The sequence below is a fragment of the Kitasatospora sp. NBC_01250 genome (genome assembly GCF_036226465.1).
GTDB lineage: Bacteria > Actinomycetota > Actinomycetes > Streptomycetales > Streptomycetaceae > Kitasatospora.
On the sequence record NZ_CP108476.1, the window covers coordinates 5,580,069 to 5,595,893 of the forward strand.

At 74.2% G+C, this 15,825-nt stretch carries 16 protein-coding genes; 6 read left to right on the top strand and 10 right to left on the bottom strand.

Annotated elements, in window-relative coordinates; genetic code table 11:
- Positions 1-60 precede the first annotated feature (60 nt).
- Both OG500_RS23595 and OG500_RS23600 read right to left on the bottom strand, forming a co-directional pair.
- On the bottom strand, positions 61-693 hold the full coding sequence (locus OG500_RS23595; RefSeq protein WP_442789211.1) for a DUF1003 domain-containing protein: 633 nt from the start codon (positions 691-693) through the stop codon (positions 61-63).
- Complete coding sequence (locus OG500_RS23600; RefSeq protein WP_327068819.1) at positions 683-1,984, bottom strand: magnesium transporter MgtE N-terminal domain-containing protein; 1,302 nt, start codon at positions 1,982-1,984, stop codon at positions 683-685. Before OG500_RS23600 ends, OG500_RS23595 begins: the two co-directional genes overlap by 11 nt.
- 126 nt (positions 1,985-2,110) lie before the next feature.
- Here OG500_RS23600 and OG500_RS23605 point away from each other — a divergent pair, with 126 nt between their 5' ends.
- Genes OG500_RS23605 through OG500_RS23615 form a run of 3 tightly spaced genes read left to right on the top strand, consistent with a single transcriptional unit; the run spans position 2,111 to position 4,280 of the window.
- Positions 2,111-2,656, top strand: a complete 546-nt coding sequence (locus tag OG500_RS23605) for a hypothetical protein (protein WP_329583240.1) — start codon at positions 2,111-2,113, stop codon at positions 2,654-2,656.
- Positions 2,649-3,605, top strand: a complete 957-nt coding sequence (locus tag OG500_RS23610; RefSeq protein ID WP_442789212.1) for a DMT family transporter — start codon at positions 2,649-2,651, stop codon at positions 3,603-3,605. The genes OG500_RS23605 and OG500_RS23610 overlap by 8 nt, the downstream gene beginning before the upstream one ends.
- 30 nt (positions 3,606-3,635) lie before the next feature.
- The gene (locus OG500_RS23615; protein ID WP_327068821.1) at positions 3,636-4,280 is read left to right on the top strand and encodes a suppressor of fused domain protein; all 645 of its coding nucleotides are present in this window, start codon (positions 3,636-3,638) and stop codon (positions 4,278-4,280) included.
- Between the two features lie 34 nt (positions 4,281-4,314).
- Here OG500_RS23615 and OG500_RS23620 read toward each other — a convergent pair whose 3' ends face one another.
- The 5 genes from OG500_RS23620 to OG500_RS23640 all read right to left on the bottom strand — a co-directional run bounded on the left by OG500_RS23620 (position 4,315) and on the right by OG500_RS23640 (position 10,075).
- Complete coding sequence (locus OG500_RS23620; RefSeq protein WP_327068822.1) at positions 4,315-5,175, bottom strand: PHP domain-containing protein; 861 nt, start codon at positions 5,173-5,175, stop codon at positions 4,315-4,317.
- Between the two features lie 44 nt (positions 5,176-5,219).
- Positions 5,220-5,858, bottom strand: a complete 639-nt coding sequence (locus tag OG500_RS23625; RefSeq protein ID WP_327068823.1) for a DUF6758 family protein — start codon at positions 5,856-5,858, stop codon at positions 5,220-5,222.
- Positions 5,859-6,136: 278 nt separating this feature from the next.
- Entirely contained in the window at positions 6,137-6,283 is a 147-nt protein-coding gene (locus tag OG500_RS23630; RefSeq protein WP_327068824.1) for a hypothetical protein, read from the bottom strand.
- Positions 6,284-6,615: 332 nt separating this feature from the next.
- Positions 6,616-7,503, bottom strand: coding sequence for an alpha/beta fold hydrolase (locus tag OG500_RS23635; protein ID WP_327068825.1), 888 nt, complete (start codon positions 7,501-7,503; stop codon positions 6,616-6,618).
- Positions 7,504-7,639: 136 nt separating this feature from the next.
- Complete coding sequence (locus tag OG500_RS23640) at positions 7,640-10,075, bottom strand: DEAD/DEAH box helicase (protein WP_442907149.1); 2,436 nt, start codon at positions 10,073-10,075, stop codon at positions 7,640-7,642.
- Positions 10,076-10,580: 505 nt separating this feature from the next.
- Here OG500_RS23640 and OG500_RS23645 point away from each other — a divergent pair.
- Positions 10,581-11,303 (top strand): ferritin-like fold-containing protein, encoded by a 723-nt coding sequence (locus tag OG500_RS23645; RefSeq protein WP_327068827.1) that lies wholly within the window; start codon positions 10,581-10,583, stop codon positions 11,301-11,303.
- Between the two features lie 24 nt (positions 11,304-11,327).
- Here the strand turns inward: OG500_RS23645 and OG500_RS23650 are convergent, their stop codons facing one another.
- The 3 genes from OG500_RS23650 to OG500_RS23660 form a co-directional block, all read right to left on the bottom strand.
- A complete protein-coding gene (locus OG500_RS23650) occupies positions 11,328-11,621 on the bottom strand; it encodes a hypothetical protein (RefSeq protein WP_327068828.1) in 294 nt (97 codons plus the stop codon).
- Positions 11,622-11,827: 206 nt separating this feature from the next.
- Positions 11,828-12,055: a DUF3107 domain-containing protein gene (locus OG500_RS23655; RefSeq protein WP_327068829.1), complete on the bottom strand. Its 228-nt coding sequence runs from the start codon at positions 12,053-12,055 to the stop codon at positions 11,828-11,830.
- Positions 12,056-12,175: 120 nt separating this feature from the next.
- Entirely contained in the window at positions 12,176-12,823 is a 648-nt protein-coding gene (locus OG500_RS23660; protein ID WP_327068830.1) for a TetR/AcrR family transcriptional regulator, read from the bottom strand.
- Between the two features lie 185 nt (positions 12,824-13,008).
- On the opposite strand from OG500_RS23660, the gene OG500_RS23665 reads away from it, so the two are divergent.
- A complete protein-coding gene (locus OG500_RS23665) occupies positions 13,009-14,013 on the top strand; it encodes an alpha/beta fold hydrolase (RefSeq protein ID WP_327068831.1) in 1,005 nt (334 codons plus the stop codon).
- 761 nt (positions 14,014-14,774) lie between these two features.
- Positions 14,775-15,740 (top strand): NAD-dependent epimerase/dehydratase family protein, encoded by a 966-nt coding sequence (locus tag OG500_RS23670; protein WP_327068832.1) that lies wholly within the window; start codon positions 14,775-14,777, stop codon positions 15,738-15,740.
- Positions 15,741-15,825: the final 85 nt, after the last annotated feature.

Below are 15,825 nucleotides of genomic sequence, written 5' to 3' on the forward strand. Positions count from 1 at the left end.
TGGTACGGCGCGCCCCGCGGCCACCTGACTGGCCGGTAGCGTGCCGCGGGTCACAGCCGGTCAGGCCACTTCCACCCCGTCGCGGCGCTCGTCCAACTCCTTGAGCAGGCTCTGCAGCTCGGACCGGATGAAGTCCCGGGTGGCCACCTCGCCCAGCCCCTGGCGCAGCGAGGCCACCTCGCGGGCCAGGTACTCGGTGTCGGCGATGTTGCGGTCGCTGCGGGCCCGGTCCTGCTCCATGTTGACCCGGTCCCGGTCGTCCTGGCGGTTCTGGGCCAGCAGGATCAGCGGCGCGGCGTAGGAGGCCTGCAGGGACAGCACCAGGGTGAGGAAGATGAAGGGGTAGTTGTCGAAGTGGACGGCGGGGGGCAGGATCGTGTTCCAGAGCACCCAGATGATGATCACCACCGTCATCCAGACGATGAACCGGCCGGTCCCCAGGAACCGGGCGATCCGCTCGGAGAGCTTGCCGAAGGCCTCCGGATCGTAGGCGGGCAGCGAGAAGAGGCCCGGGCTCGCGGTGCGCGGCTGGTCCAGCCGGGAGCGCACCGAGGTGCCGTGCACGGTCTGGCTGCGGCTGCCCTCGCGGGCGCGCAGCTCGCGCAGCTGCCGCAGGTCGCGCAGCTCGCCCTGCAGGCGCTGGCGGGCCGGCTCCTCGCGGCCCTCCCGGCGGTGCTTGCGGTCAGTGTCCACCAGGTTCCTCGCTCTCCTGCTCGGTGCTGCGGTGCACCTCGCCGCCGTGCAGCGCTGCCTCGCGCCAGTCCTCGGGCAGCAGGTGGTCCAGGACGTCGTCCACGGTGACCGCGCCGAGCAGGTGGTCCGCCTCGTCGACCACCGGTGCCGCGACCATGTTGTAGGTGGCCAGGTAGCTGGTGACCAGCGGGAGCGGGGTGTCCGGCGGCAGCGGGTCCAGGTCGCCGTCCACGATGGAGCCGACCAGCGTGTACGGCGGCTCGCGCAGCAGCCGCTGGAAGTGGACGATACCCAGGTACTTGCCGGTCGGCGTCTCGTTCGGCGGCCGGCAGACGTAGATCTGCGCCGCCAGCGCCGGCTTGTGGTCCGCGACGCGCACCCGGGCCAGCGCCTCGGCCACCGTGGCGTCCGGCTCCAGCACGATCGGCTCGGTGGTCATCAGACCGCCCGCGGTGTCCTCCTCGTAGGAGAGCAGCCGGCGCACCGGGGCCGCCTCCTCCGGCTCCATCAGCTGGAGCAGGCGTTCGGCCTCGTCACCGGGCAGCTCGGAGAGCAGGTCGGCGGCGTCGTCCGGGTCCATCGCCTCCAGCACGTCGGCGGCCCGCTCGTCCTGCAGCTTGCCGAGGATCTCCACCTGGTCGTCCTCGGGCAGCTCCTCCAGCACGTCCGCGAGCCGCTCGTCGTCCAGCGCGGCGGCCACCTCGCCGCGGCGCTTGGCCGACAGGTGGTGCAGCACGTTGGCCAGGTCGGCCGGGCGCAGCTGCTCGAAGGTGGCCAGCAGGTTGGCCGCGCCCTGGCCCTCCTCGGTGAGCGTGAACCCGGTGACGGCGGACCAGTCCAGGGTGAGCGCCTCGCCGCGGTTCTTGCGCAGCCGGCTGCTCCTGCCGCGCTGCACGAAGACCTTGGTGATCTCCCACTCGCGCAGCCGGGTCTGCACCATGGCCACGTCCAGCACGGTCACCTCGTCGCCGGAGGCGGTCTCGGTGACGCGGCGGTCCAGCAGCTCGGCCAGCACCAGGGTCTCGGTCTGGCGCTGCTCGAAGCGGCGCATATTGACCACCCCGGTGGTCAGTACCTGGCCGGACTCCAGGCTGGTCACCCGGGTCATCGGCAGGAAGATCCGGCGCCGTCCGATCACCTCGACCACCAGACCGAGCACCCGGGGCGGGCGGCCGCCGATCCGCAGCGAGACGACCACGTCGCGCACCCGGCCGACCTGGTCGCCGTTGGGATCGAAAACGGCGACTCCGGTCAGGTGGGAGATGAAGACCCGACTGCCGTGCGCTGCCAAAGCACGTCCTCTCGCTCGCGGTGGGTCAGGCTGTGGGGGGCCAGGCTACCGAACGCCATCGAGCCAGGCTCGTCAGGCTTGCGCCGCCGCCCGGGGCCGCTCGGGCGGCCCCGTACGCTGTGCGCTATGGACGGTACGCGAGCCACAGCTGACGATTTCTTCGACCGCGCCCTGTTGGAGGAGGCCGTGAAGAAGTCCGGTCTGCTCTGGGTGCGGGCCGACGGTGCCGCCGAGCGCCGTCCGCTCTGGCACGCCTGGCACGACGGCGCCGTGGTGGTGGTCGGCGACGCCGGTGAGCAGCCGCTGCACGGGCTGACGGCGGGGGCCGGCGCCGAGGTGGTGCTGCGCAGCAAGGACAAGGGCGGCCGGCTGGTCGCCTTCCCGGCCCAGGTGGTGGTGGCCGAGCCGCACAGCGAGGCCTGGACCGGCGCCGTCGAGGAGCTCAAGGGCAAGCGGCTGAACGCGCCCGACACCGACACCATCGGCGAGCGCTGGGCGCGCGAGTGCCGGGTGCTGCGGCTGGAGCCGGTCGGCCCGCTGACCGAGCACCCGGGCGCGATGCCGCAGGACTCGCACGCCGCCTCGCCGATGCCGAGCTCCGCCACCACCCGGCGGCCGATCCCGGCGGGGCTGCCCAAGCTGGTGCTGGGCCGACTGAAGCGCCGTGGCTGAGTCCACCGCCCCGGTGCACGGCCGCACCACCACCACCGCGGCGGCCGGGCCGTCCCCGGCGTCCCTCGCACCCGCCGCCCCGGCCGGGCTGCCGAAGACCGATCTGCTGCTGCTCGCCGTCTCGATCGCGGGGATCTCGCTCTCCGCGCCCTTGATCAGCGCCACGGCCGCGCCCGCGCTGGCCATCGCCTGCTGGCGCAACCTCATGTCGGTGGGCGTGCTCGGCCCCTACGCCCTGCTGCGCCACCGGGCCGAGCTGCGTGCCATCGGCCGGCGCGCGCTGCTGCTCGCGATGGCCGCCGGGGCGCTGCTGGCCGTGCACTTCGCGCTCTGGATGCCCAGCCTGCGGATGACCTCGGTCGCCTCCTCGACCGCGCTGGTCACCACCACCCCGCTGTGGACGATCCTGCTGCTGCGGCTGACCGGCGTGCGCCCGCCCCGGCTGGTCTGGCTGGGCATGTGCGTGGCCTTCGCCGGCGTGCTGGTGCTCACCGGGGTGGACCTGACGGTCTCCCCGCGCGCGCTGCTCGGCGACGCGCTGGCGCTGGGGGCCGGACTGGCCGCGGCGGGGTACCTGCTGCTCGGCGCCGAGGTCCGGCGCACCGTCAGCACCACCGCCTACACGCTGGTCTGCTACAGCACCACCGCGCTCGTCCTGCTCGCGCTCTGCCTGGCCACCGGGACCGGGCTGACCGGCTGGTCGGCCGGGGTCTGGGGGCAGATCGCGCTGCTGATGCTCGCCGCCCAGCTGCTCGGCCACTCGCTGAGCAACCGCGTGGTGCGCACGCTTGGTCCCTCGGTCACCTCCACGGCGATCCTGCTGGAGACCCCGGGGGCGGCGCTGATCGCCGCGGTCTGGCTGGGCCAGTGGCCGGCCGCGGCCGCCTATCCGGCGGTGGCGCTGATCCTGCTGGGGCTGGCCCTGGTGGTGCGCGGCGGGCGCCGCTGAGCGGCGGCTACCGACCGGTACGCTCGCGGTATGGCGCACGACTTCCCGCTCTTCGGCGACCCCGGCCAACCGCACGGACCGCAGGGTCCGACCCGTGACGAGGTGCTGGCCGCCGTCGAGGCACGGCTGCTCACCACCTTCGGCGAGCCGAGCGGACGGGCCTCGATCACCTTCCTCGGGGCCGAGCGGATCGAGGTGCTGCGGTTCGGCCCCGACACCGAGGGCCTGGTGCGGTACGCCACCCTGGGCATGGCCGCCGCACCGATGGCCGACCCCACCGCGGCGCTGGCCGACCCGGTGCGGGGCCCGCGCGCCGAGCTGCTGCTGACCTTGCGCGGCGGGCGCGACGACGTGCTCCGGGCACTGGCCACCTTCGCGGCGACGCCGCAGGTCGAGGGCTTGGTGGTGGCCCCCGGCAGCTCGCTCGACCTGGGCGCACCGCTCTGGGAGGGTGCGCCGTTCACCTCGGTCCTGGCGGCCGAGAGCGGCGGCCTGGTCGCGGACCTCGAACTGGACGAGCCCGCCGACCCGGTGCGCTTCCTGCCGCTGCTGCCGATGACGCCCAACGAGGCGGCCCACAAGCGGGTGCACGGCGCGGGCGCGCTGCAGGAGCGCTGGCTGGAACGCGGCACCGACCTGCGGGACCCGCAGCGGCGCGCGGTGGCGCTGGACTGACGGCCCGTCGGCGGACCGGTCGGACCGGCCCGGGTCAGTCGATCGGCTTGGCCCCGGTCGCCTGGTCGAGCAGCGCCTGGTAGGCCTCGGGCGCGGTGGTGAACTCGCCCAGCCGCACGGTCTTGCGGGTGCCGTGGTAGTCGCTGGAGCCGGTGGTGAACAGGCCCAGCTCGGCGGCCAGGCCGCGCAGCCGGACCCTGGTCGGCTCGTCGTGGTCGGTGTGGTCGACCTCCAGGCCGGCCAGCCCGGCCGCCGCGAGGTCGGCGATCACCTGGTCGGAGACGGTGCGTCCGCGCTTGTCGGCGCCCGGGTGCGCGAAGACCGGCACCCCGCCCGCGGCGCGGACCAGCCGCACCGCGACGGCCGGGTCGGTCTCGTGCTTGGGCACGTCGGCCCGCCCGCCGTTGGCCAGCCACTCGGCGGTGAAGGCGGCCGAGACGTCCTTGACCACGCCGGCCTCCACCAGCGCGCTGGCGATGTGCGGACGGCCCACCGAGCTGCCCCCGGCGGCGATCCGCTGCACCTGCTCCCAGCTGATGGGTGCGCCCAGCTCCCGGCACCGCTCGACCACCGCCTGCCCGCGGCGGAACCGGTCGGTGCGCACCAGCTCGCGCTCACGGGCGAACTCCGGCTCGGTCGGATCGAAGAGGTAGGCCAGCAGGTGCATGCTGATCCCGCCGACCCGGCAGGAGAGCTCGGCCCCGGGCACCAGGACAGGGCGTCGGCCGGGCGGCAGCGCGTGCAGCGCCTCGGCCGCCTCGGCATGGCCGGCGACGGTGTCGTGGTCGGTCAGCGCCACCACGTCGAGCCCGGCGGCGACGGCGGCGGCGATCAGCTCGCTCGGGGTGTCGGTGCCGTCCGAGACGTTGCTGTGGGCGTGCAGGTCGATGCGCACGGGCTGGCTCCTGGCTCGCTGCGGGTCAAGGCAGCCCAGGATAGTCAGCCCAGGAGCTGCTGGGAGAGGGCTCCGCAGGGCAGCAGTTCGAGCTCGGCTCCGGCGTCCCGCAGGTCGGTGAGGACCAGCTCGTCGTACATCAGCAGCGCGGACTGCTCGGGCCAGGCGATCGCCCAGAGCCACAGACCCAGCGCCTCGCCGACGTAGACCGCACGGTCGTCGGGGGCGCCCTGGAGGTGCCACATCGGGGTGGGCCGGCCGGCGGCCAGCAGCTTGGTGTCGGCGGGCTTGTGCAGCGAGAGGGCGTCGCCGGGGTCGGGCCCGGGCAGACCCGCGTACCGGGCGCCGAGACCGACGCCGAGCTCCTCGGCCACCAGGACCAGCTCGCCGAAGCCACCGAGCGGCGCGGGGCCGGAGCAGGCCACGGCGGTGGCGCGGGCCCCTGAGAGGTCGTCACCCACGTGCGCGATGCCGGTGTAGAGCCAGCTGACCGGAAGCGGCCAGGGCAGCCAGACGGGCACCTGGGAGCGGGCCACGGCCACGCTCAGCGCCTCGATGCTCGGTGGCAGCACCGGCTGCATCGGATGGACGGCACCGTGCTCGTCACACTGCCAGGTGTCACGGAAGAGCCCGGGGGCACGCACCCGACCGCCGCACCTCGGGCAACTTGGCTCGCCCCTCATAACAGCCAACGCTCCTCCCTCCGGGCCGCCGCGTCAAGGACGATCACCCGTACGGAGGGCCTCGGCGAGCGGATCCGGTGGCGGGCCCGCTCGGCCGGGGCGGCGGCCCCGGCTAGGGGATGTCCCGCCCCGCCCGACGGCAAACGTCGGCGGGGCGCGCCGGGGCGCACGGCAGCGCCGGGGGGAACGGCTGACGCCCCGTCATCGACGAATCGATGGTCGGGGCGTCAGGGAGCGGGACGCGGCCAGGCAGGGCGCCGGGGCGGCCTGGTGCGGTGTCAGGCGTTGTGGCACGGACGGATGTAGAGACGTTCGCCGGTCAGGGCGGCGTCCGCCACCAGCTGGCGGACGGTCTCGGCGTCGGCGATCAGCCGATCGGTGGCGGAACCCTGCTGGTCGTCCAGTCGGAGAATCTCGAAACGCATGGGCCTCTCCTCTGCTGGCCTCGGTGGCACCCGAGGCGGTGGGGTGCTGCTCGTCGGTCGCGGTACGGCGGTCAGTGCCATGTGTCCCCCCTCGCTGCCGGCGGGACGGCGGCCCGATCGGGCCCGGTCCGCCAGCGTGGCGCCGGACGTTTGCCTGGCGATTGCCCGCTGATGACGTCGTGGTTTCGGTGACGTCCATCGGGGCTCAACCGCACAGGTGGGGCTGTTCATTCCCAGCCAGAATCAAATATTACCGTAACTAAGGATTTTTGGGCCAGCAGAAATCCCCGGTGCGCGGCCGTGGCGGTGCACCGGGGACGGGTGAGCGGTGGTCAGCCGGTGCCCACCGAGGACCAGAAGTCGAGCAGCACGGCGGCGGTCCGGGCCGGGCGCTCGGCGTTGGGGGAGTGGCCGGCGCCGTCCACCACCACGTGCGGCACGCCCAGCCGCGCGGCCGTGCGGGCCTGCTCCTCGACCGGCCAGGCGTAGTCCTCGCTCCCGGAGACGTACAGCTTGGGCAGCGCGACGGCCGCCAGCTCCTCGGTCCGGTCCTCCTGGCCGACCAGCCGCTCGCCCATCGCCACCAGCGCCTGCGGCACGTTGGCCAGCCAGCGCCGGTGCAGGAAGTCGGTGACCTCGGGCGCCGGGGACAGGGCGGCGTCCGACTGGTCGCCGTCCATCTCCTCCTTCACCTGCCAGATGGTCTCCAGGTCCATGCCGCCCAGCAGGGCGTCCATCAGCAGCTTGGTGCGCGCCGCCTCCGGCGGGTCGAGCGGCCCGGGGCCGGTGGAGAGCAGCACCAGCGAGGCCCAGGGCAGCGGCGCGCTGCCGGACAGCACGGCCTCCCGCGAGACGAAGCCGCCGAAGGAGTGGCCGAGCAGGTGCACCGGTCCGGCCGCGGGCTCGGCGGCCAGCAGCTCGGTGACCGCCCGCAGGTCCAGGCCCAGCTCGGGCAGCGCGTAGCCGGCCGGATCGGCACCGCCGCCGGTCTCGTACTGGCCGCGCTGGTCGTAGGCGACGACCCGGAAGCCCGCGAGCGAGAGCGGCTCCAGCAGCGCGATGAAGTCCTCCTTGCTGCCGGTGAACCCCGGCACCAGCAGCGCGGTGCCGCGCGGGACACCGGCCGGCTCGGCCCGCAGCGCGGCGAACTCCCCGCGCGTGGTGGCCAGCCGCACGGCGGCGGCGCACGGGGGAAGGGCGAGGAAGGGCAGCGTGCTCAAGGGAAACTCCTTCGTCGGCCGGCTGGCAGCGCCGACCCGAGCATAGGGCCTGAGCTGCCGGGACGGCCGGGAGGGGCGGTCGGACCAGCTGGTCCGACCGCCCCTCTCGGTGCGTGCTGTGCCTGTCGGCGCCGGGTCAGTCGGCGACCGGGGCCTCCGCGACGGCCTTGCGGGTACGGCGGCGCGGGGCGGGGACCGCCTCGGTGGCCGGTGCCTCGGTGACCGTGGCCTCGGGGGCGGTGGTCTTCTTGGCGGCGGTCTTGCGGGTGCGGGTGGTCTTCTTGGCGGGGGCCGGTGCGGCCTCTGCCTCGATGGTCTCCAGCACGGCCGGTGCCTCGGTGGCCGGTGCCTCGGGGGCGGTGGTCTTCTTGGCGGCGGTCTTGCGGGTGCGGGTGGTCTTCTTGGCGGGGGCCGGTGCGGCCTCTGCCTCGATGGTCTCCACCACGGCCGGTGCCTCGATGGCCGGTGCCTCGGCGGCGGTGGCCTTCTTGGTGGTGCGCTTGGCGGCGGTCTTGCGGGCCTTGGCCGGTGCGGCCTCGGGCTCGGTGGTGACCTCGGTGGCCGGTGCCTCGGTGACCGTGGCCTCGGGGGCGGTGGTCTTCTTGGCGGCGGTCTTGCGGGTGCGGGTGGTCTTCTTGGCGGGGGCCGGTGCGGCCTCTGCCTCGATGGTCTCCACCACGGCCGGTGCCTCGGCGGCCGGTGCCTCGACGGCGGTGGCCTGCTTGGCAGCGCTCTTCCGCGCCCGGGTGGTCTTCTTGACCGCCGGGGTCGCGCTCTCCTCGGCCGGGGCCTCCGCCTGGCTCGGCACCACCGTGGCGGCGGCCGGGGCCTCGACCACGAGGGTCTCGACCGCGGGCGCCGGGGCGGCGGCCGGCTTGGCGACGGTGACCTCGCCCTGCGCGCTCTGCGGCGCGGCCACGGCCGCCGCCACCTGGGCCTCACCGGAGGCGCCACCGCGCGAGCGGCGGCGGCGACGGCGCGGGGCCGTGCTCTCGCCGTCCACGCTCACGGGCCCGCCGGCCGGCGCGGCGGTGCTCTGGCCGCCGGCCGTCACCTGCTGCTGTGCCTGCGCCTGCTCGCCCGCGACCGACGCGCCGCCACGGGTCCGCCGCCGGTTGCGCGGGGCGCGGGCCGGCCGCTCCTCGGCCGCCGGCTGCTCGACGGCCGGGCCGCGGCGCGGGCCGGAGCTGTCGGCCCCGCCACGTCCGCGACCACGGTCGCGGTCACCGCCGCGGTCACCGCGGCCGGAGCGGGCACCGCGCCCGCCGGTCTCGCCGAGGTCCTCGACCTCTTCGGCGGCCAGTCCGGCCCGGGTGCGCTCCGAGCGGGGCAGCACGCCCTTGGTGCCCGGTGCGATGTTGAGCAGCTCGTACAGGTGCGGCGAGGTGGAGTAGGTCTCCTCCGGCTCGCTGAAGCCGAGCTCCAGCGCCTTGTTGATCAGCTGCCAGCGCGGGATGTCGTCCCAGTCGACCAGCGTGACGGCGGTGCCCGAGGCGCCGGCCCGGCCGGTGCGGCCGATCCGGTGCAGGTAGGTCTTCTCGTCCTCGGGGCACTGGTAGTTGATGACGTGCGTGACGCCCTCGACGTCGATGCCGCGGGCCGCGACGTCGGTGCAGACGAGCACGTCGACCTTGCCGCTGCGGAAGGCCCGCAGCGCCTGCTCGCGGGCACCCTGGCCGAGGTCGCCGTGCACCGCGCCGGCCGCGAAGCCGCGCTGGGTCAGCTGGTCGGAGACGTCCGCCGCGGTCCGCTTGGTGCGGCAGAAGATCATCGCCAGGCCGCGGCCGTCGGCCTGCAGGATGCGCGAGACCAGCTCGACCTTGTCGAGCGAGTGCGCCCGGAAGATGTGCTGGGTGGTGTTGGCCACGGTGTGGCCGCTGTCGTCCGGCGCGGCGGCCCGGATGTGGGTCGGCTGGCTCATGTAGCGGCGGGCCAGGCTGATCACCTGTCCCGGCATGGTGGCCGAGAAGAGCAGGGTCTGCCGCTTGGCGGGCAGCATGGTGATGATCTTCTCGACGTCGGGCAGGAAGCCCAGGTCGAGCATCTCGTCGGCCTCGTCCAGCACCAGCGCGCGGACCTTGGAGAGGTCGAGCTTCTTCTGCCCGGCCAGGTCGAGCAGTCGGCCCGGGGTGCCGACCACGATGTCGACGCCCTTGTTGAGGGCCTCGACCTGCGGCTCGTAGGCCCGGCCGCCGTAGATGGCCAGCACGCGCACGTTGCGGACCTTGCCGGCCGTCTGCAGGTCGTTGGTGACCTGGGTGCACAGCTCGCGGGTGGGGACCACGATCAGCGCCTGCGGGCTGTCGGAGAGCTGCGCCTCGGTGGCGCGGCCGGCGTCGACGTCGGCGCGCACGATGGCGCGCTCGATCAGCGGCAGGCCGAAGCCCAGGGTCTTGCCGGTGCCGGTCTTGGCCTGGCCGATGACGTCGTGCCCGGTGAGGGCGACCGGCAGGGTCATCTCCTGGATCGGGAACGGGTGGATGATGCCGACCGCCTCCAGCGCCTCGGCGGTCTCCGGGAGGATGCCGAGTTCGCGGAACGTGGTCTTCGTCGGTTCAGTCGTGGTGGACAGGGTGCTGCCTCTTCCGTGTGGCGGGCAGAGCGAGAGGCGGCGGGCAGCCTCGCGGCTGCGTCCTGCCCGGGGGGCGGTTCGCGAGCTGCGAGGTCGTGCACGACCGCGCCGGTCCCTGCGGCGTCCGGGCGCGGCCGGGCCCTGGCTGGGCCGCGGCGTCCCGTGGCGTGGGGGAGAGGTCCCGTGAGGGGTCCGGCGCGGGACCGGCGCCCTGCGGCGCGGTCCGCGGCGGCCCTCGCTCGGCCACTGATGCGGTGCCTGGCTTGGGGTCCAAGCCAAGGTCGGAGCCGATCGGCTCTCCGACCGGGCATCCGCGTACGTGAGTCCCCAAGCGCCTCGCACCGGAGTCGTCCGGGCGAAGCGAACCCGCGCGGTTTGCGGACCGTGCGGGCATACGGGTCTCTGCACCACTGTACAGTCAGCCGACGACTCGAACACGTGACGCGTCTGACATGCCAGCTGGGCGGGCTCACGGTGACGGCACGGCGGTCTAGAGTGACGATCCATGGAGACTCAAGGCGAGGCCGGCCAGGTCGGCTCGATCGGTGACTGGACCACCTGCTCGGCCGACCCGAACTACCGGGCGGCCGTCCTCGACCTGCTGGGCGCCCTCGCCTACGGCGAGCTGAGCGCCTTCGAGCGCCTGGCCGACGATGCCAAGTTCGCGCCGGGCCTGGCCGACAAGGCGGCGCTGGCCCGGATGGCCTCGGCCGAGTTCGCGCACTACCAGCTGCTGCACGACCGGCTGGCCGAGATCGGTGCCGACCCGACCGAGTCGATGACCCCCTTCGTCGAGCCGCTGGAGTCCTTCCACCGGGTCACCGCGCCCTCGGACTGGCTGGAGGGCCTGGTCAAGGCCTATGTCGGCGACTCGATCGCGACCGACTTCTACCGCGAGGTGGCCGTCCGTCTCGACGACGACACCCGGGACCTGGTGCTGCGGGTGATGAGCGACACCGGGCACGCGCAGTTCGCAGTGGACAAGGTGCGCCAGGCGATCGAGGAGAACCCGCGGGTCGGCGGCCGGCTCGCGCTCTGGGGCCGGCGGCTGATGGGCGAGGCGCTCAGCCAGGCGCAGCGGGTGGTGGCCGAGCGGGACGCGCTCTCCAACCTGCTGGTCGGCGGCGCCGAGGTGCGCGGCTTCGACCTGGTGGAGGTCGGCAAGATGTTCAACCGGATCACCGAGGCGCACACCAAGCGGATGAGCGCGCTCGGCCTGGCCTCCTGATCGACCGCGCGGCCCGGCCGACCGCTACGCGGCGTGCCGGCGGCGGCGGTGGCTGCCGCGCTTGGCGGCCTGGTCGGGCCGGGCCAGTACCGAGGTGAGCAGCCCGGTGCAGACCAGCGTGATCAGCACGGTGGTGGCCGGATGGCCGTTGGCCAGCGTGATCCGCGTGATCACGCCGCTGAGCAGCGCCGACACCAGGCCCGTGCCGATCGTCAGGCCGCGCGCCATCGGGTAGTACGCGGGAACCAGGAACAGCGCCGCGGCCGCGGCCAGCAGGCCGATCAGCGCGAAGACGACGGCTTCGACAGGCAGGGGCACGGTCGGCCTCCCGAACTGGTGGGGCGGTCCGCGGCCGGGGGAGTGCCCGCGGTGGCCCACCCATACCCTCGGCCGCGTTGTTCTACGCCTGCCAGTATCCGCTCGAAAAGGTGCCTGTCGTCCGGTGGATCCCAATCGATGGGAATCCGATGGAAAAGCGTGATGCCCGCCGCCCCGAGGGGCGGCGGGCATCACGCCGGTCATGCTCAGATGGTGCCGAAGCCCACCTTGCGCGCGGCCTGCTCGCCGATCTCGACGTACGCCAGGCGCTCCGCCGGGACGATGATGCGACGGCCGTGCTCGTCGGTCAGCGTGAAGAGCTTGGACGTGCCCTCCAGCGCCTTGGCGACCGCGCTCTCGACCTCGTCAGCGCTCTGAACGCTCTCGATGACGATCTCTCGGGGTGCGTTCTGCACGCCGATCTTGACCTCCACGGCTTCCGTCCCTCCGGGGTTGCAGCCAGTCACGCACGGGGCCGTGTCGTCCGAACAGGAGTTCCCGGTCACCGCGCCGTACGGCTTCACCTTAGAGCAACCGGGTGGCTCCGGGGCGGATCAGCCTGCGGCCGGCAGCTCCGCGGGGTGCATCGGGAAGCCCTTCAGGCCGCGCCAGGCCAGACTCGCGACCAGCCGCACCGCCTCCTCGCGCGGGATCTCGCGCCCCTGCGAGAGCCAGTAGCGCGCGGTGATCTGGGCCAGCCCGCAGACGCCGGCGGCGAGCAGCTTGGCCTCGGCCTCGGGCAGGTCGGTGTCCTCCGCGATCACCCGGCTGACCAGCGTCGCGCTCAGGTCGGCGGCGCGCTCCACCCGCTCGCGCACCGCGGGCTCGTTGGTCAGGTCGGACTCGAAGACCAGCCGGAACGAGCCGGACTCGCTGGCCACGTAGTCGAAGTAGGCCTGCATGGTGGCCGCCACGCGCTGCTTGTTGTCCGTGGTGGCGTCCAGCGCGTTGCGGGTGGACTCGACCAGGGCGTCGCAGTGCTTGTCCAGCAGCGCGAGGTAGAGCTCCAGCTTGCCGGGGAAGTGCTGGTAGAGGACCGGCTTGCTGACCCCGGCCCGCTCGGCGATGTCGTCCATCGCGGCAGCGTGGTAACCCTGCGCGACGAACACCTCCTGCGCGGCTCCGAGCAGCTGTTCCCGGCGGGCGCTACGCGGCAGCCGGGCGCCGCGTGGGCGGTCCTGGGCCTCCTGGATGGCCGTCACGGCGCTCCTCACTTCTGGCTCGGTTCGGTGCTCGGGTCGTCCGGGCAACGGGTGGTGATTCTACTTTCGGGTAACCCGGTACGCGCCTGCTCGGACCGGGAAAGCTGCAGCTCTCGGGTTGTCGGGTGCCCACAATACGGCGCGCGGCGCCACCGGGCGCCAGGGTCTCACTACCATCTTCTCCCATGAGCACTGAGCAGCAGGAGTGGGCCGGGGCGGCGGATTTCGACCCGGCGGCGGCCGCCGGGGCGCAGGGCGGCGGTGCGGCCGGCACCGGCACCCGCCCGGCCGAGGGCCGGGAGAGGTGGGCGACCCGGGTGGTCGAGGTCCCCGGGGCCGCGCTCTCGGTGACCGGCCCGACCGCGGACCGGTCGGCCGGCCTGCCGGAGGCGCTCTTCGTGCACGGTCTCGGCGGCTCGGCGGAGAACTGGACCGAGCTGATGGGCGAGCTCGACGGGGTGGTCCGGGGCGAGGCGCTGGACCTGCCCGGCTTCGGCTGGTCCGCGCCGCCGCGGGACGGCAACCTGTCGATCTCCGGCCATGTCCGGGCGGTGATCGGCTACCTGGAGGCGACCGGGCGCGGGCCGGTGCACCTCTTCGGCAACTCGCTGGGCGGGGCGGTGTCGGTGCGGCTGGCGGCGCTGCGGCCCGACCTGGTCCGCAGCCTGACGCTGATCTCGCCGGCGCTGCCCGAACTGCCCCCGCAGCGCACCGCGCTGCCCACCGGGCTGCTCGCGGTGCCGGGCGTACCGCGGCTGCTGCAGCGCCTGTCGGCCGGCGGGCGCAGCGTGGAGCAGGCCACCGACGGGCTGCTCGACCTGGTCTACGGCAACGTCCGGGCGATTCCGGTCGAGCGCCGGGAGCTGGCGGTCGCCGAGTACCGGCGGCGGATGGGGCTGCCGTACGCGATGCAGGTACTGGTCGGCTCGGCCCGCGGAATCGTCTCGGCGTACACCGAGCGCGGCGACCAGGCGCTGTGGCGCCAGGCGCAGCGGGTGGAGGCGCCGGTGCTGCTGGTCTACGGACTGCGCGACAAGCTCGTCTCCTACCGCTCGGCGGCCCGGGCCTGCGCGGCCTTCGCGGATGCCCGGCTGCTGGTGCTGCCGGAGTCCGGGCACGTGGCGATGATGGAGCACCCGGTGCAGGTGGGGCGGGCGGTGCGGGAGTTCCTGCGCGAGGCCGGGGACTAGGGAGCGTCGGGAGCCTGTCCGGGGGGATCGTACGCGTGGCGGGGGCGGAGGTTACGGGCGTTCACTCGTTCAGGTGGCAGCCGGGCCGTGGGGCGCAGCCGCGGCGGAATCCGCTCTACCTTCGTGGTGTCGGACCGAACAGATGTGGGGGGCGTGGCCGCCGGCGAGCCGCGGCGGGCGCCTGAGGGTGTGTTGATGTGCGCAGTGGCCCCGGGGGCCGGGCGGCTGCCCGGTCGGGCGGTCATCGGTGGCGCGGCCGTGCGGGCCGGCCGCAGGGCGGGGCGTGGGGGCGCCCGCTGACCAAGAGGCGGAGTCTGCCGCCGTGCTGAGTGTCTCTCAGGGCCGGTGGCCGCGGGGCGGCGCCGGGCAGGACCGCGGTCGCGGCTTCCGCTGACGGTTCCTTCGACTGCTTTTTCTACGACAGGTTCGGACTGGTGCGACTGGGAGGTCGTCATGCGCATTGCCATGCTCACCGAGAGTGCCCGCTGCTCGGCGCAGCGTGCCCGCGATGCCTGGTGCGACCGGCGGACCGCCGCCGGGCGACCGCCGCTGCACGACGTCCTGGCTGCTGCTCGGCCGTCCGCAGGTCCACCGGTGAGGCCGCCGTGCGGCCCCGACCCTGGGGAGGCGGCGCGGGCGGCGGACCGATCGGGTCGGTGCCGGCGCGGGGGCAGGCGCCGGCCGGCTGCTGGAAGCGGGCTCGCAGAGCCCGTCAAGGGCTTCATCAACGGCTTAATCAACGGTCAGGTCAGGAGTCAGGGATGAGGGTGCTGCTGCTGGGTGCCGGCGGCTACATCGGCCGTCGGGTCGCCGATCGGTTGCTGATGGATCGTGACCTCCAGGTCACGGTGCTCGGGCGGCGGGATTCGGCCGACATCCGGTTCGACCTGGCGGCCGGGAGTCCGGGGGCGCTGGCCCGCTTCCTGGACGCGGTGATGCCGCAGGTGGTGATCAACTGCGCCGGGGCCACCTACGGGACCTCCCGCACCCTGGTGCGGGCCAACGTGCTCGCGGTGGCGACGGTCTGCGAGGCGATCCGGCGCAGCCACGAGCCGGCCCGCCTGGTGCACATCGGCTCGGCGGCCGAGTACGGCGTCGTGCCGCCGTCGTCGCCGATCAGCGAGAGCGCCGAGCCGCGCCCGGTCGGTCCGTACGGGGTGTCCAAGCTGGCCGGGACCGAGCTGGTGCTCTCCTCGGGGCTGGACGCGGCGGTGCTGCGGGTCTTCGACGTGGTCGGCCCCGGCACCCCGGCCGCCTCGCTCTTCGGCCGGCTGGCCGAGGGCCTGCGCCGCGCTCTGGAGCAGCAGGAGGGACAGGTCCGGATGCCGGATCTGTCCGCATTCCGGGATTTCGTCGATGTCCGCGACGTCGCGCAGGCGGTCCGGGCGGCGGCGGTCTCGGCGGCGACCGGCGTGATCAACATCGGCACCGGGCACGCCGTCCAGGCCCGGGAGGCGGCGGAGCTGCTGATCCGCGCCTCGGGCTTCGAGGGGGCGCTGAGCGAGGAGATCCGGACCGTGCTGCTGCCCGCCCAGGCGGCCACCGAGCCGGGCCCGGCCACGGCACCGCCGGCGCCGGCCGCGGTCGAGTCGCGCCCGGTGATCGAGCCGGTGCCCTGGCGCCAGGCCGACGTCCGGACCGCCCGCGAACGGCTCGGCTGGCGGGCGCAGACCCCGCTGGAGGAGTCGCTGGGGGACGTCTGGCTGGAGACCGCCTGCCGGGTCTGAACGCCCGACCGCGAGCCGGTTCCCAGCATCCGGTGGGGCTTGTCTCGACCAGTGGACCAGCTGTCTCGGAATAGGGCACCGGCGT

Coding starts and splice junctions, on each gene's coding strand:
- OG500_RS23615 (WP_327068821.1), top strand. CDS start 3,636: ATGGCGCACGACTTCCCGCTCTTCGGCGACCCCGGCCAACCGCACGGA.
- OG500_RS23645 (WP_327068827.1), top strand. CDS start 10,581: ATGGAGACTCAAGGCGAGGCCGGCCAGGTCGGCTCGATCGGTGACTGG.
- OG500_RS23605 (WP_329583240.1), top strand. CDS start 2,111: ATGGACGGTACGCGAGCCACAGCTGACGATTTCTTCGACCGCGCCCTG.
- OG500_RS23625 (WP_327068823.1), bottom strand. CDS start 5,858: ATGAGGGGCGAGCCAAGTTGCCCGAGGTGCGGCGGTCGGGTGCGTGCC.
- OG500_RS23670 (WP_327068832.1), top strand. CDS start 14,775: ATGAGGGTGCTGCTGCTGGGTGCCGGCGGCTACATCGGCCGTCGGGTC.
- OG500_RS23665 (WP_327068831.1), top strand. CDS start 13,009: ATGAGCACTGAGCAGCAGGAGTGGGCCGGGGCGGCGGATTTCGACCCG.
- OG500_RS23630 (WP_327068824.1), bottom strand. CDS start 6,283: ATGCGTTTCGAGATTCTCCGACTGGACGACCAGCAGGGTTCCGCCACC.